This is a genomic window from Devosia sp. A449 (assembly GCF_054489375.1).
The window spans coordinates 198,550-212,615 of record NZ_JBTMWU010000007.1 but is presented as its reverse complement, the minus strand read 5'-3'; the positions used below and the strand labels follow the sequence as shown (position 1 = coordinate 212,615).

At 62.1% G+C, this 14,066-nt stretch carries 13 protein-coding genes; all 13 read left to right on the top strand.

From position 1 onward, the window contains the following. Positions 1-482 precede the first annotated feature (482 nt). A complete protein-coding gene (locus ACX3OW_RS18175; protein ID WP_459097206.1) occupies positions 483-848 on the top strand; it encodes an NADH-quinone oxidoreductase subunit A in 366 nt (121 codons plus the stop codon). Next, a complete protein-coding gene (locus ACX3OW_RS18170) occupies positions 839-1,420 on the top strand; it encodes a NuoB/complex I 20 kDa subunit family protein (protein ID WP_459097205.1) in 582 nt (193 codons plus the stop codon). Before ACX3OW_RS18175 ends, ACX3OW_RS18170 begins: the two co-directional genes overlap by 10 nt. Positions 1,421-1,430: 10 nt before the next feature. Continuing rightward, positions 1,431-2,048, top strand: a complete 618-nt coding sequence (locus ACX3OW_RS18165) for an NADH-quinone oxidoreductase subunit C (RefSeq protein ID WP_459097204.1) — start codon at positions 1,431-1,433, stop codon at positions 2,046-2,048. Next, positions 2,045-3,238: an NADH-quinone oxidoreductase subunit D gene (locus ACX3OW_RS18160; protein WP_459097203.1), complete on the top strand. Its 1,194-nt coding sequence runs from the start codon at positions 2,045-2,047 to the stop codon at positions 3,236-3,238. The genes ACX3OW_RS18165 and ACX3OW_RS18160 overlap by 4 nt, the downstream gene beginning before the upstream one ends. Further along, the gene (gene nuoE / locus ACX3OW_RS18155; RefSeq protein WP_459097202.1) at positions 3,238-4,479 is read left to right on the top strand and encodes an NADH-quinone oxidoreductase subunit NuoE; all 1,242 of its coding nucleotides are present in this window, start codon (positions 3,238-3,240) and stop codon (positions 4,477-4,479) included. The genes ACX3OW_RS18160 and nuoE overlap by 1 nt, the downstream gene beginning before the upstream one ends. Positions 4,480-4,490: 11 nt before the next feature. Further along, the gene (gene nuoF, locus ACX3OW_RS18150; RefSeq protein WP_459097201.1) at positions 4,491-5,798 is read left to right on the top strand and encodes an NADH-quinone oxidoreductase subunit NuoF; all 1,308 of its coding nucleotides are present in this window, start codon (positions 4,491-4,493) and stop codon (positions 5,796-5,798) included. A gap of 5 nt (positions 5,799-5,803) precedes the next feature. After that, positions 5,804-7,906 carry an NADH-quinone oxidoreductase subunit NuoG gene (gene nuoG, locus ACX3OW_RS18145; protein ID WP_459097200.1) on the top strand — a complete coding sequence of 701 codons (2,103 nt, stop codon included), beginning with the start codon at positions 5,804-5,806 and terminating at the stop codon, positions 7,904-7,906. Between the two features lie 81 nt (positions 7,907-7,987). Then, the gene (gene nuoH / locus ACX3OW_RS18140) at positions 7,988-9,013 is read left to right on the top strand and encodes an NADH-quinone oxidoreductase subunit NuoH (RefSeq protein WP_459097215.1); all 1,026 of its coding nucleotides are present in this window, start codon (positions 7,988-7,990) and stop codon (positions 9,011-9,013) included. Beyond that, the gene (gene nuoI / locus ACX3OW_RS18135; protein ID WP_459097214.1) at positions 9,013-9,501 is read left to right on the top strand and encodes an NADH-quinone oxidoreductase subunit NuoI; all 489 of its coding nucleotides are present in this window, start codon (positions 9,013-9,015) and stop codon (positions 9,499-9,501) included. The genes nuoH and nuoI overlap by 1 nt, the downstream gene beginning before the upstream one ends. Before the next feature lie 12 nt (positions 9,502-9,513). After that, positions 9,514-10,122: an NADH-quinone oxidoreductase subunit J gene (locus tag ACX3OW_RS18130; RefSeq protein ID WP_459097199.1), complete on the top strand. Its 609-nt coding sequence runs from the start codon at positions 9,514-9,516 to the stop codon at positions 10,120-10,122. Positions 10,123-10,137: 15 nt separating this feature from the next. Continuing rightward, entirely contained in the window at positions 10,138-10,446 is a 309-nt protein-coding gene (nuoK, locus tag ACX3OW_RS18125) for an NADH-quinone oxidoreductase subunit NuoK (RefSeq protein WP_459097213.1), read from the top strand. An 11-nt stretch (positions 10,447-10,457) separates the two neighbouring features. Continuing rightward, the gene (nuoL, locus tag ACX3OW_RS18120; protein ID WP_459097198.1) at positions 10,458-12,491 is read left to right on the top strand and encodes an NADH-quinone oxidoreductase subunit L; all 2,034 of its coding nucleotides are present in this window, start codon (positions 10,458-10,460) and stop codon (positions 12,489-12,491) included. Beyond that, entirely contained in the window at positions 12,491-14,059 is a 1,569-nt protein-coding gene (locus tag ACX3OW_RS18115; RefSeq protein ID WP_459097197.1) for an NADH-quinone oxidoreductase subunit M, read from the top strand. Before nuoL ends, ACX3OW_RS18115 begins: the two co-directional genes overlap by 1 nt. Positions 14,060-14,066: the final 7 nt, after the last annotated feature.

Below are 14,066 nucleotides of genomic sequence, written 5' to 3'. Positions count from 1 at the left end.
CGGTACGACTGCCCGGCGGCGAGAAGCTGGGCAATCCGGAAGCGGTCGGCGCTGGATAACTGGCGGTAACTGGACATGGCATCACCTGTGTCAGGTGTTGCACTTCGTTTGTGAACTCAGGGGGATCCATCCTGAGCGGGTTCCCTTGGCATGACCTCAGGATGGGCCCCGGCTCAAGGCCGGGGTGACATCGAGGGTAGGGTGACTACCGTGCTCGGGCCGCTGCCTTGGGTCGGTGCTCATTCCACAATTGTGATGGCGCCGAGCAAGCCATTGCCGCCGTATCCGCCGATTCGACGGGGATTTTGCGGGGGTCGGGCAGAAGTTTATATGATTGCTTCTGTCATGTTTTCTTTCCCTTGAAACCCTCTAGCCAAAGGTCTAAGCCCAAGCCATCGATGTCGCGTTGGTTCGCTCGCCCCAATTGCTTGCGGAACTCTCGCAACCGGCCTCCTTGCCGGACACTGTAAACAGGTTGCCGCATGACTGATTTGCTCAGCGACTATCTGCCGATTGTCATATTCATCGCCCTTGCTGGCGTTATCGGCCTCGCTCTTCTGGTTGCCCCCTTCATTGTGGCTGTCAAGAATCCCGACCCTGAAAAGGTGTCCGCATTCGAGGCCGGCTTTGAAGCCTTCGACGATGCCCGCATGAAATTCGACGTGCGGTTCTATCTGGTGGCGATTCTGTTCATCATTTTCGACCTCGAAGTGGCGTTCCTGTTCCCCTGGGCCGTCGCCTTCCGTGAAGTCGGCTGGTTCGGTTTCTGGTCGATGATGATCTTCCTTGGCGTGTTGACCGTCGGCTTTATCTACGAATGGCGGAAAGGGGCCCTGGAATGGGATTGAGCGAGCAGAACGATACGCTGGTCGCGCCGCGCCCCACGGGCCTCGTCGATCCGCGCACCGGCAAGACCGCCGGCGCTGCCGATCCGTTCTTCACCGATGTGACGGACGAGCTGGCCGACAAGGGCTTTCTGGTTTCGACCGTGTCGCAACTCGTCACCTGGGCCCGTACCGGCTCGCTGATGTGGATGCAGACCGGTCTGGCCTGCTGCGCCGTTGAAATGATGCAGATGTCGATGCCGCGCTACGACATCGAGCGCTTCGGCACCGCGCCGCGCGCCTCGCCGCGACAGTCCGACGTGCTGATCGTGGCCGGGACGCTGACCAACAAGATGGCTCCGGCTTTGCGCAAGGTCTATGACCAGATGCCAGAGCCGCGCTACGTCATCTCCATGGGTAGCTGCGCCAATGGCGGCGGCTATTATCACTATTCGTATTCGGTCGTGCGCGGCTGTGATCGCGTGCTGCCGGTGGACGTCTATGTCCCGGGCTGCCCGCCCACTGCCGAAGCGCTGCTATACGGCATCCTGCTGTTGCAAAAGAAAATCCGCCGCACCGGCACCATCGAACGCTAGGGCCACCCAGATGGATGAAGTTATCCAGGTCGATCCGCTTGTGGACCTCGGCGCGCATATTGCGAATGCCCTGGGCACGGCGGTGCTGTCTCAGGAAGTCGCCTTCGGTGAACTGACCGTGACGGTAGAAAGAGACGAGATCGTGGCGGTTGCCACCTTCCTGCGCGACGACCCGCGCTGCCGTTTCATCAGCTTTGTCGATGTGTGCGGCGCCGATTACCCGGCGCGCGATGTGCGCTTCGAGGTGGTTTACCACTTCATGAGCCCGCATCTGAATCAGCGCATTCGCGTCAAGCTGGCGGCTGACGATGTCACGCCCGTTCCCAGCATCACCGGCGTGTTCAAGGGCGCTGACTGGTTCGAGCGCGAGGCCTATGACCTTTATGGCGTGTTGTTCTCGGGCCATGGCGATTTGCGTCGCATCCTGACCGACTATGGTTTTGACGGCCATCCGCTGCGCAAGGACTTCCCGACGACTGGCTTCGTCGAGGTCCGCTATGACGACGAGCGCAAGCGCGTGGTGTATGAGCCGGTCAAGCTGATGCAGGAATACCGTTCGTTCGAGTATCTGTCGCCCTGGGAAGGCACCGATTACGTGCTGCCCGGCGACGAGAAAGCCAAGCCATGACCGTTGAAGCCGACGTCCGCAATTTCACCATCAACTTCGGCCCCGTGCACCCCTCGGCGCATGGTGTGCTGCGGCTGATTCTCGAACTCGACGGCGAAGTCGTCGAGCGCGTCGATCCGCATATCGGGCTGCTGCATCGCGGCACCGAAAAGCTGATCGAATCCAAGACCTATCTGCAGGCCGTGCCGTATTTCGACCGCCTCGACTATGTAGCGCCGATGAACCAGGAGCATGCGTTTGCCCTGGCCGTCGAGAAGCTGCTGGGCCTCGAAGTGCCGCGCCGTGGCCAGCTGATCCGCGTGCTGTATTCGGAAATCGGGCGCCTCCTGGCGCATCTGATGAACGTCACCACGCAGGCGATGGACGTCGGCGCGCTGACCCCGCCGCTGTGGGGCTTCGAGCAGCGCGAAAAGCTGATGATCTTCTATGAGCGTGCTTCGGGCGCGCGCATGCATGCTGCCTATTTCCGCCCCGGTGGCGTGCATCAGGACCTGCCGCAGGCGCTGATCGACGATATCGAGACTTTCTGCGCCGAATTCCCCAAGGCCGTGGATGATATCGACATCCTGCTGACCGAAAACCGCATCTTCAAGCAGCGCAACGTCGATATCGGCGTGGTGAAGCTGGAAGACGCCTGGAATATGGGCTTTTCGGGCGTGATGGTGCGCGGTTCGGGCGCGGCCTGGGATCTGCGCAAGAGCCAGCCTTACGAATGCTATGCCGAAATGGATTTTGACATCCCGATCGGCAAGAACGGCGACTGCTACGACCGCTATCTCATCCGCATGGAAGAGATGCGCCAGTCGAACCGCATCATGCAGCAATGCATCGCCAAGCTGAATGCGCCGGACGGCAAGGGCCCGGTGTCCTCGCTCGATGGCAAGGTGGTGCCGCCGAGCCGGGGCGAGATGAAGCGCTCTATGGAAGCGCTGATCCACCATTTCAAGCTCTATACCGAGGGCTACAAGGTTCCGGCCGGCGAGGTTTACGCCGCCGTGGAAGCGCCCAAGGGCGAATTCGGCGTCTATCTGGTCAGCGACGGCACCAACAAGCCGTATCGCTGCAAGATCCGCGCGCCGGGGTTTGCGCATTTGTCGGCCATGGATTCCCTGTGTCGCGGCCACATGCTGGCGGACGTTTCGGCCATTCTTGGCTCACTTGATATCGTGTTCGGAGAGGTTGATCGCTGATGGTTGCGCGTCGCCTTGCGGATGAGTCGGTTCAGCCGGCCGCGTTCGCCTTTACCGCTGAAAACGCCAAATGGGCGGAATGGAAGATCGGGCTATACCCGACCGGCCGGCAGCAATCCGCTGTGATTCCGCTGCTGATGCGGGCGCAGGATCAGGACGGCTGGGTCACCCGCGCCACCATCGAAACCATCGCGGACATGCTCGGCATGGCCTATATCCGCGTGCTGGAAGTGGCGACGTTCTACACCCAGTTCCAGCTGCAGCCGGTTGGCACACGCGCCCATATCCAGGTGTGCGGCACCACGCCGTGCATGCTGCGCGGGGCCGAGGCGCTGATCGAGGTCTGCAAGAGCAAGATCCACCACGAGGCGCATCATCTCAATGAAGATGGCACGCTGAGCTGGGAAGAGGTCGAATGCGCCGGCGCTTGCGTCAACGCGCCGATGATCGCGATTTTCCACGACACCTATGAAGACCTGACCGCTGATCGTCTCTCCGAGATCATCGATGCGTTCCAGGCCGGCAAGGGCGAGACCATCAAGCCCGGCCCGCAGGTCGACCGGCTGTATTCGGGCGCCGAAGGCGGCCGGACTACCCTGCTGGAAGCGCCGAGCGCCAAGCGCGAGAAGTTCATTCCGCCGGCGCCCCCGGCTGAGGCGGCTGCGGCAGCGCAGGCGCCGACTACGGCGGCCAAGCCCAAGGATGTGAGCGAAGAATCCGCACCCGCCCTCAAGGGTACGCCCAAGCAGGCCAAGGTTTCCGAGGCCAAGGCCGAGGGTGAGCGCAAGGCGGCGTCGGTCGCGGCCAATGCCAATGGCAAGCCCAATACCGCGATGCGCGAAGGTGCGACGGGTGCTGAGTCGCCGGCCGGCAAGGTCGATGGCGGCAAGGCTCCCAAGAAGAGCCGTACCATCATCGCGCCCAAGGCCAATCGGGCCGAAGTGACGCCGAATGCGGAAAAGGGTGGCGCTGCGCCGCTGTTTACCGCGCCGACCGGCAAGGCTGACGATCTCAAGCTGATCTCGGGCGTCGGTCCGGTGCTTGAGGGACGGCTCAACGGCCTGGGCATCACCACCTGGGCACAGGTTGCGGCGCTGAGCGCTGACGACATCGCCAGGATAGAAGATTCGCTGAGCTTTGCCGGTCGCGTGACCCGTGACAACTGGCTCGGCCAGGCCGCCGCGCTCGCCAAGGGTGGCGAAGCTGAATATATCCGCGTCTTCGGCAAGAAGCCGCGTTAGGAGTATGAAGCGTGCTCGCTGACAAGGATCGCATCTTTACCAATCTCTACGGCCAGAGTGACTGGACGCTCGAGGGCGCGCGTTCGCGCGGCGCCTGGGTGGGCACCAAGGAGTTCATCGACGCCGGCCGTGACTGGATCACCAACGAGGTCAAGACCTCGGGCCTGCGGGGCCGTGGCGGCGCCGGTTTCCCGACCGCGCTGAAATGGACTTTCATGCCCAAGGTCAGCGATGGCCGGCCGCATTACCTGCTGGTCAATGCCGACGAATCCGAGCCGGGCACCTGCAAGGACCGCGATATTCTGCGCCATGACCCGCATCATCTGGTGGAAGGGTGCCTGCTGGCGGCCCGCGCCATGGATGCGCATCTGGCGTTTATCTATGTGCGTGGGGAGTTCATCCGGGAGCGCCAGCATCTGGAGCGCGCCGTCGAGGAGGCCTATGAGGCCAAGCTGATCGGCAAGGACAATATCCACGGCTGGGACCTAGACATCATCGTCCATCACGGCGCCGGCGCTTACATCTGCGGCGAAGAAACCGCGCTGATGGAATCGCTGGAAGGCAAGAAGGGCCAGCCGCGCCTCAAGCCGCCATTCCCGGCAGGCATGGGCGTTTATGGCAATCCGACCACCGTGAACAACGTCGAATCGATTGCCGTGGTGCCGGAAATCCTGCGCCGCTCGGGCTCGTGGTTCGCTTCGCTGGGCCGCGCCAACAATACCGGCACCAAGCTGATGTGCGTGTCCGGCCATGTGAACAAGCCGGCCACGTTCGAAGAAGAAATGGGCGTGTCGTTCCAGGACATGATCGAAAAGCATTGCGGCGGGATTCGCGGCGGCTGGGACAATCTGCTGGCGGTGATCCCCGGTGGTTCGTCGGTGCCCTGCGTGCCGGGCGAGAAGATGCGCCATGCAGTGATGGATTTTGACGGCTTGCGCGAAGTGGGGTCCTCGCTGGGCACCGCTGCCGTGATCGTCATGGACAAGCAGACCGACATCATCAAGGCGATCTGGCGGATCTCGGCATTCTACAAGCATGAGAGCTGCGGCCAGTGCACGCCGTGCCGCGAAGGCACCGGCTGGATGATGCGCGTCATGGCGCGCATGGTCGAAGGCCGTGCCCAGAAGCGCGAAATCGACATGCTGTTCGAAGTGACCAAGCAGATCGAAGGCCACACCATCTGTGCCCTCGGCGACGCTGCGGCCTGGCCCATCCAGGGCCTGATCCGCAACTTCCGTCACGTCATCGAAGAGCGGATCGACCAGTACACATATTCGTCCACCTCCGATGGCGCCGTGCCGTCGATTGCGGCGGAGTAGGGCTGATGGCAAATATCAAGGTCGACGGTAAGCTCGTCGAAGTTCCCGATTACTACACGCTGTTGCAGGCGGCCGAGGCCGCTGGCGCTGAAATTCCGCGCTTCTGCTACCATGAGCGGCTGTCGGTCGCCGGCAATTGCCGCATGTGTCTGGTCGAGGTGAAAGGCGGTCCGCCCAAGCCGCAGGCATCCTGCGCCATGGGGGTCAAGGATCTGCGTCCCGGCCCGAATGGCGAGCCGCCCGAAGTGTTCACCAATTCGCCGATGGTCAAAAAGGCCCGCGAAGGCGTGATGGAATTTCTGCTGATCAACCACCCGCTGGATTGCCCGATCTGCGATCAGGGCGGCGAGTGCGATCTGCAGGACCAGGCCATGGCCTATGGCGTCTCCGGTTCGCGGTTCAACGAGAACAAGCGCGCCGTCGAAGACAAATATATGGGTCCGCTGGTCAAGACCGCGATGACCCGCTGCATCCAGTGCACGCGCTGCGTCCGCTTCACCACCGAAGTGGCCGGCGTTGCCGAAATGGGCGCGATCGGCCGTGGCGAAGACATGGAGATCATCACCTATCTGGAGAAGGCGCTGAGCAGCGAGCTGCAGGGTAACGTGATCGATCTGTGCCCGGTGGGCGCACTGACCTCCAAGCCCTACGCCTTCAATGCGCGTCCGTGGGAATTGGTGAAGACCGAATCCATCGACGTGATGGACGCTGTCGGCTCCAATATCCGCGTCGACAGCCGTGGCCGCGAAGTGATGCGCATTCTGCCGCGCATCAACGAAGCCATCAATGAAGAGTGGATTTCGGACAAGACGCGCTTCGTCTGGGACGGCCTCAAGAGCCAGCGGCTCGACCGCCCCTATGTGCGCAAGGGCGGCAAGCTGCAGGTTACCAGCTGGCAAGAGGCGCTCGGCGCCGTGGCTAACCGTATCAAGAAGGCCGGCAACAAGGTTGGCGCAATCGCCGGCGACCTGGCGGCCGTAGAAGAGATGTACGCCCTCAAGTCCCTGCTGGCTTCGGTTGGCTCGGGCATGACCGATGTCCGTCCCGCCATGTCGGGGATCGACCCGTCAATGCCGCGCTCGGCCTATATCTTCAACCCGACTATTGCCGGGATCGAGGAAGCCGACGCCATCGTGATCATCGGAGCCAATCCGCGCCGCGAAGCATCGCTGATCAATGCCCGCATCCGCAAGACCTGGCGCGCCAAGGGCCTGCCCATCGCCGTGATCGGCGAACGGGCCGACCTGACCTATGATTATGCCTATCTGGGCGAGGGCTTCGAGACGCTGGCCGATCTGGCGGCAGGACGGGGCGAATTTGCCGAAATCCTGTCCAAGGCGCAACGCCCGCTGATCATCGTGGGCGAACAGGCCGTCTCGCATGCCAATCTTGGCAAGCAGGTCGGGCGTGACACCATTGCGCTGGCCGCCAAGATGGCCAGCGGCTCGGCCGTGGCAGAAGGCTGGAATGGCTTTGCGCTGCTGCATAATGCGGCCAGCCGTGTGGGCGGCATCGACATCGGCTTCGTGCCCCATGATGGTGGCGTCTGCTCCGCCGACCAGATCGCTCTGGCCGGCAAGGGCGAACTCGACGTGCTGTTCCTGCTCGGTGCCGACGAATATGACACCAAGGCGATGGGCAAGGCGTTCGTCGTCTATATCGGCAGCCATGGCGATGCCGGCGCCCATCGCGCGGACGTCATTCTGCCGGCGGCGACCTATACCGAGAAGTCGGGGACCTATGTGAATACCGAGGGCCGCGTGCAGATTACCAATCGCGCCGTATTCCCGCCGGGCGACGCCAAGGAAGACTGGGCGATCATCCGTGCGCTGTCGGGCGCCATGGGCAAGCCGCTGCCGTTCAATTCACTGACCCAGCTGCGCGCCGCCATCTATGCGGAATTCCCGCATCTGGCTCGGGTCGACGCCATTGCCGCCGGTAATGTCGCCGATATCGCCAAGCTGGCCAAGGCCGCGATCAAGACCAAGGCCGCGCCGTTCGGCTCGGCCGTTACCGACTTCTATCTCAGCAATCCGATTGCCCGCGCTTCGGCCGTTATGGGCGAATGCGCCGCCACGGCCGCCGGTCTCCGGCAGGCTGCGGAGTAGGGGAGCACAATGGACTTTATTACCACCGCTCTCGACTACCTGCTCGGTATCCCCATTCTCGGATGGGGCGTGCAGGTTGGCATGATCTACAAGGCCCTGCTGGTACTGGTGTGCCTGCTGGTGTTCACCGCCTTCATCCTGCTGGCCGATCGCAAGATCTGGGCGGCCGTGCAGCTGCGTCGCGGCCCCAACGTGGTGGGCCCGTTCGGCCTGCTGCAGAGCTTCGCCGATCTGCTGAAATTTGCGCTCAAGGAGCCGATCATTCCGGGCGGCGCCGACAAGGTGCTGTTCCTGTTTGCGCCGCTGATCACCGCCACGCTGGCGCTGGCCGGTTGGGCCGTGATCCCGTTCGGCGAAGGTCTGGTCATTGCCGACATCAATATCGGCATTCTCTATTTGCTCGCCGTGTCTTCGCTCGGCGTCTATGGCGTAATCATCGGTGGCTGGGCCTCCAACTCGAAATACCCGTTCCTCGGCTCGCTCCGGGCCGCGGCGCAGATGGTGTCCTACGAAGTCTCCATTGGCCTCGTCATCATCACCGTGCTGCTTTGCGTCGGTTCGCTGAACCTCAGCGACATCGTGACGGCACAGTATGAAATGGGCCTGGCCCATATGATCGGCCTGCCGCAGCTGACGTTCCTGAACTGGTTCTGGCTGCCGCTGTTCCCGATGTTCATCGTGTTCTACATTTCGGCCCTGGCAGAAACCAACCGTCCTCCGTTCGATCTTGCCGAAGGCGAGTCCGAGCTGGTGGCCGGTTTCATGACCGAATATTCGGCTACGCCCTACATGCTGTTCATGCTGGGCGAGTACATCTCGATCCTGCTGATGTGCGCCATGACCACCATCCTGTTCCTGGGCGGCTGGACGTCGCCGATCGACCTGCCGCCCTTCACCTGGATTCCGGGCGTGGTGTGGTTCGTCATCAAGCTGAGCCTGGTGTTCTTCATGTTCGCCATGGCCAAGGCCATCGTGCCGCGCTACCGCTACGACCAGTTGATGCGCATTGGCTGGAAGCTGTTCCTGCCGCTGTCGCTGGCCATGGTCATCATCGTTGCATTCGTGCTTCAGCTTACGGGCTGGGGCTGGCATGGAGGGATGGCGTGATGCGTGCCGCCCAGTTCGTCAATACGCTGCTGCTCACGGAGCTGGTGAAAGCCTTTCTCCTGGCCATGCGCTATTTCTTCTCGGCCAAGCCGACGATCAACTATCCCTTTGAAAAGGGGCATGTGAGCCCGCGGTTCCGCGGTGAACATGCGCTGCGCCGCTATCCCAACGGGGAAGAGCGCTGCATTGCCTGCAAGCTGTGCGAAGCCATTTGCCCGGCGCAGGCCATCACCATCGAAGCCGGCCCGCGCCAGAATGACGGCACCCGCCGTACGGTGCGCTATGACATCGACATGGTGAAGTGCATCTATTGCGGCTTCTGTCAGGAAGCCTGCCCGGTGGATGCCATCGTGGAAGGCCCGAACTTCGAATTCGCAACCGAGACGCGTGAAGAGCTGTATTTCTCCAAGGAAAAGCTCCTCGCCAACGGCGACCGTTGGGAGCGCGAAATCGCGGCCAACCTCAGCGCCGACGCGCCGTATCGCTGAGAGGAATAGAGCATGACCCTTCCACTATTCTTCTTCTACCTGTTCTCGGCCATCGCCATCGTGGCGGCCGTTATGGTGATTTCGTCCCGGAACCCGGTGCATGCCGTGCTGTTCCTGATCCTGACGTTTTTCAACGCGTCGGGCCTGTTCATGCTGGCCGGTGCCGAGTTTTTGGCGCTGATCCTGATCGTCGTCTATGTCGGCGCGGTCGCGGTGCTGTTCCTGTTCGTCGTCATGATGCTCGACGTCGATTTTGCCTCGATGCGGCAGGGTTTCCTGCAATACGCGCCGGTGGGCATGGTCGTCGGGCTGATCCTGCTGCTGGAGCTGTTGCTGCTGGCGGGGAGCTTCGTGATTTCGCCGGAAGTGGCCGGCGCCACGGTGCTGCCGATTGATGGCGGCGTCGATAATATCCGCGCGCTGGGGCAGGTGCTCTATACGCGCTACGTCTTCCTGTTCCAGGGGGCCGGGTTGGTGCTGCTGGTGGCCATGATTGGCGCCATCGTGCTGACGCTGCGTCACAAGAGCAATGTGAAGCGCCAGAATCCCATCGCTCAGGTCGGCCGCAAGCCGTCCGAGACGCTGGAAGTCGTCAAGGTCAAGAGCGGTCAAGGGCTGTAGGAGGCAAACATGGGCTTGGGTATCGGGCTCGGTCACTACCTGACCGTAGCAGCAATTCTGTTCACGCTCGGCGTGTTCGGCATCTTCATCAACCGCAAGAACGTCATCGTCATTCTGATGTCGGTCGAGCTCATCCTGCTCGCGGTCAATCTCAACATGGTGGCGTTCAGCGCCCAGCTCGGCGATCTGCAGGGGCAGGTCTTCGCGCTGCTGATCCTCACCGTGGCTGCTGCGGAGGCCGCTATCGGCCTCGCCATTCTGGTCATTTTCTACCGCAACCGTGGCTCCATCGCGGTTGAAGACGTCAACATGATGAAGGGCTAAGAACCACCGCTATGATTCAAGCGATTGTTTTCCTGCCCCTCGTCGGCGCGCTGGTCGCGGGGCTGCTGGGCCGTACCATCGGCCACCGCACGAGCGAAATTATCACCACCGGCCTGCTGCTGATTGCAGCGGTGCTGAGCTGGGCCGTGTTCCTGCCGGTCGCCTTTGGCGGCGGGCTGGTCGATGGCGACGGCGGTGTCCTCAAGGTTGAGGTGATGCGCTGGATCCAGGTCGGTGACATGGATCTGCGCTGGGTGCTGCGGGTCGATACGCTGACGGCGATCATGCTGGTGGTGGTCAACACCGTGTCCAGCCTCGTGCACGTCTATTCCATCGGCTACATGGCCGACGATCCGCATCGCAGCCGGTTCTTTGCCTATCTGTCGCTGTTCACCTTCGCCATGCTGATGCTGGTGACCGCCGACAACTTCCTGCAGATGTTCTTTGGCTGGGAGGGCGTGGGGCTCGCGTCCTATCTGCTGATCGGCTTCTGGTACACCAAGCCGTCGGCTACCGCCGCCGCGATGAAGGCCTTCGTGGTCAACCGCGTGGGTGACTTCGGCTTTGCGCTGGGCATCTTTGGTGCCTTCATGGTGCTGGGCAATATCACCTTTGACGGCGCGTTTGCGGCCGCCGGGGCGTTTGCCACCGAAGGCCTGCCGGTGATGCGGTTCCTCGCCTGGGACGTCGACGCGATGACCGTGGTGTGCCTGCTGCTGTTCATGGGCGCCATGGGCAAGTCGGCACAGTTCCTGCTGCACACCTGGCTGCCGGACGCCATGGAAGGCCCGACCCCGGTGTCGGCGCTGATCCATGCCGCCACCATGGTGACGGCCGGCGTTTTCATGGTGGCGCGTCTGTCGCCGCTGTTCGAGACCTCGCCAGTGGCGCTGACCGTGGTCATCATCATCGGTGCCATCACCGCGTTTTTCGCGGCGACGGTTGGCCTGGTGCAGAACGACATCAAGCGGGTGATCGCCTATTCGACCTGTTCGCAGCTCGGCTACATGTTCGTGGCGCTGGGGGCGGGGGCTTATTCGGCCGGTGTGTTCCACCTGTTCACCCACGCCTTCTTCAAGGCGCTGCTGTTTTTGGGCGCCGGCGCGGTGATCCACGCCATGCACCATGAGCAGGACATGCGGAACATGGGCGGCCTGCGCAAGAAGATCCCCATCACCTATGCCATGATGCTGATCGGCACGCTGGCGCTGACCGGCGTGGGTATTCCGGGTACGGATTTCCTCGGCTTTGCCGGCTTCTTCTCCAAGGACTCGATCATCGAAGCGGCTTATGCCGTTGGTGGCAATACCGGCATGTTCGCCTTCTGGATGCTGGTGGTCGCGGCGCTGTTCACGAGCTTCTACTCGTGGCGCCTGATCCACCTGACCTTCCACGGCGCACCGCGTCCGGCCACGCATGCTCATGATGAGCATGCCGAGCCCGACACCCATGCCCAGCATGGTTCGGCCTATGACCATGCCCATGAGGCGCCGGCTGTGATGCAGCTGCCGCTCTACGTGCTGGCTCTCGGGGCGGTGCTGGCGGGTGCGGTGTTCTACGGCATGTTCTTTGGTGACGTGGCGCAGGTCGAGCAGTTCTTTGCCGGCTCGCTTGTGGTCGACCACGAGATCATCGAAGCGGCGCACCATGTTCCCGTCTGGGTCAAGTGGAGTGCCACGGTGGCCATGGTGCTCGGGTTCGTCACGGCCTGGTTCATGTATATCAGCCGCCCGGAAATGCCGGGTCGGCTGGCTGCCACCAATCCGGGGCTGTACAAGTTCCTGCTCAACAAGTGGTATTTCGACGAGCTTTACGACGCGATCTTCGTTCGCCCGGCTCTGTGGATCGGACGCGCCTTCTGGAAGGGGTTCGATGACTGGCTGATTGACGAGAAGCTCTCGGAGGGCCTTGGCCGCCGCGTGCAGAACGTGACCTCCTGGGTCACCAAGCTGCAGTCCGGCTATGTCTATCATTACGCCTTCGCCATGCTGATCGGCGTGGCGGCGCTGCTGACCTGGGCCCTGACGGCCGGGGGACTGATCTGATGAACTTTACCAATAGCATTCTCACAGTCCTCACCTGGTTGCCCTTCGCGGGCGCAGTGGTGCTGCTGTTCACGCCGAAAACCTCGGAGAACGCCATCCGCTGGATGGCCCTCATCGTCACCGTGATCACCTTCGGGCTGTCGCTGGCGATGTGGCAGAGCTTCGATGCGTCCAATCCGGGCTTCCAGTTCGTCGTGAACAATCCCTGGATCGGCGACACCATCGGCTATCGTGTCGGCGTGGACGGCATTTCGGTGCTGTTCGTGGTGCTGACCGCCTTGCTGATGCCGTTCTCCATTCTGGCGAGCTGGGAGATCAAGGATCGGGTCAAGGAATACATGATCGTATTCCTGATCCTCGAGACGTTGATGATCGGCGTGTTCACCACGCTCGATCTGGCGATGTTCTACGTGTTCTTCGAAGGCACGCTGGTACCGATGTTCCTGATCATCGGGATCTGGGGCGGCTCCGCCCGCATCCAGGCCAGCTACAAGTTCTTCTTCTATACCTTTGTCGGCTCCGTGCTGATGCTGCTGGCCATCATGGCCATGTATTGGAGCGGCGGCACCACCGACATCATCAAGCTGCTGAACCACCAGTTCCCCAGCTCCTGGCAGCCCTGGCTGTGGTGGGCGTTCTTCGCCTCGCTCGCCGTCAAGATGCCGATGTGGCCGCTGCATCGCTGGCTGCCCGAAGCTCACGTGCAAGCGCCGACCGCCGGCTCGGTGATCCTGGCTGCCATCCTGCTCAAGCTGGGCGGCTACGGCTTCCTGCGCTTCAGCCTGCCGATGTTCCCGGAAGCCTCGGCACAGTTCGCCAATATCATTTTCTTCCTGTCGGTTGCCGCCATCATCGTGACCTCGCTGGTCGCTCTGGTGCAGACCGACATGAAGAAGCTCATCGCCTATTCGTCGGTCGCTCATATGGGCTTCGTCACCATGGGCATCTTTGCCGGCAACGCGCTGGGCGTGCAGGGTGCGCTGTTCCAGATGATCTCGCACGGTATCGTGTCGGGCGCGCTGTTCCTGTGTGTCGGCGTCATCTATGACCGCATGCATACCCGCGACATTGCCGCCTATGGCGGGCTGGTCGAGCGCATGCCGAAATATGCCCTCGCCTTCATGGTGTTCAGCATGGCCAATGTCGGCCTGCCGGGCACCTCGGGCTTCGTCGGTGAATTCCTCACCATGATCGGCGTGTTCCAGGTCAATACCTGGGTCGGCTTTGGCGCTGCCTTCGGCGTGATCCTGTCGGCCTGCTATGCGCTGTGGTTGTATCGTCGCCTGATTTTCGGTGCACTGACCAAGGAAAGCCTCAAGGGCATTCTGGACCTCAATCTGCGCGAGAAGGTCATGCTGTATCCGCTGCTGATATTGACGGTGGTGTTCGGGTTCTACCCGGCGCCGATCCTCGATACGACGGCAGCGGCGGTCAACAAGCTGGTCACGCAGTATGCCACCGTTACCGGGACCGACCCGGCGGTTGCGCTGGCCGATGCCCAGGCCCCCCTTGCCCATGCCGAACCGGCTGCCGCTGCTGAAGCGCCGGCCACGCCTGCTGCCCACTAGGAGAGTC

What these genes read in the sequence shown, in the direction of transcription:
- nuoH (WP_459097215.1), top strand. Translation starts at nt 7,988, where the DNA reads ATGATCTACAAGGCCCTGCTGGTACTGGTGTGCCTGCTGGTGTTCACC.
- ACX3OW_RS18115 (WP_459097197.1), top strand. Translation starts at nt 12,491, where the DNA reads ATGAACTTTACCAATAGCATTCTCACAGTCCTCACCTGGTTGCCCTTC.
- nuoG (WP_459097200.1), top strand. Translation starts at nt 5,804, where the DNA reads ATGGCAAATATCAAGGTCGACGGTAAGCTCGTCGAAGTTCCCGATTAC.
- ACX3OW_RS18165 (WP_459097204.1), top strand. Translation starts at nt 1,431, where the DNA reads ATGGATGAAGTTATCCAGGTCGATCCGCTTGTGGACCTCGGCGCGCAT.
- ACX3OW_RS18130 (WP_459097199.1), top strand. Translation starts at nt 9,514, where the DNA reads ATGACCCTTCCACTATTCTTCTTCTACCTGTTCTCGGCCATCGCCATC.
- nuoE (WP_459097202.1), top strand. Translation starts at nt 3,238, where the DNA reads ATGGTTGCGCGTCGCCTTGCGGATGAGTCGGTTCAGCCGGCCGCGTTC.
- ACX3OW_RS18175 (WP_459097206.1), top strand. Translation starts at nt 483, where the DNA reads ATGACTGATTTGCTCAGCGACTATCTGCCGATTGTCATATTCATCGCC.
- ACX3OW_RS18160 (WP_459097203.1), top strand. Translation starts at nt 2,045, where the DNA reads ATGACCGTTGAAGCCGACGTCCGCAATTTCACCATCAACTTCGGCCCC.
- nuoL (WP_459097198.1), top strand. Translation starts at nt 10,458, where the DNA reads ATGATTCAAGCGATTGTTTTCCTGCCCCTCGTCGGCGCGCTGGTCGCG.
- ACX3OW_RS18170 (WP_459097205.1), top strand. Translation starts at nt 839, where the DNA reads ATGGGATTGAGCGAGCAGAACGATACGCTGGTCGCGCCGCGCCCCACG.
- nuoI (WP_459097214.1), top strand. Translation starts at nt 9,013, where the DNA reads ATGCGTGCCGCCCAGTTCGTCAATACGCTGCTGCTCACGGAGCTGGTG.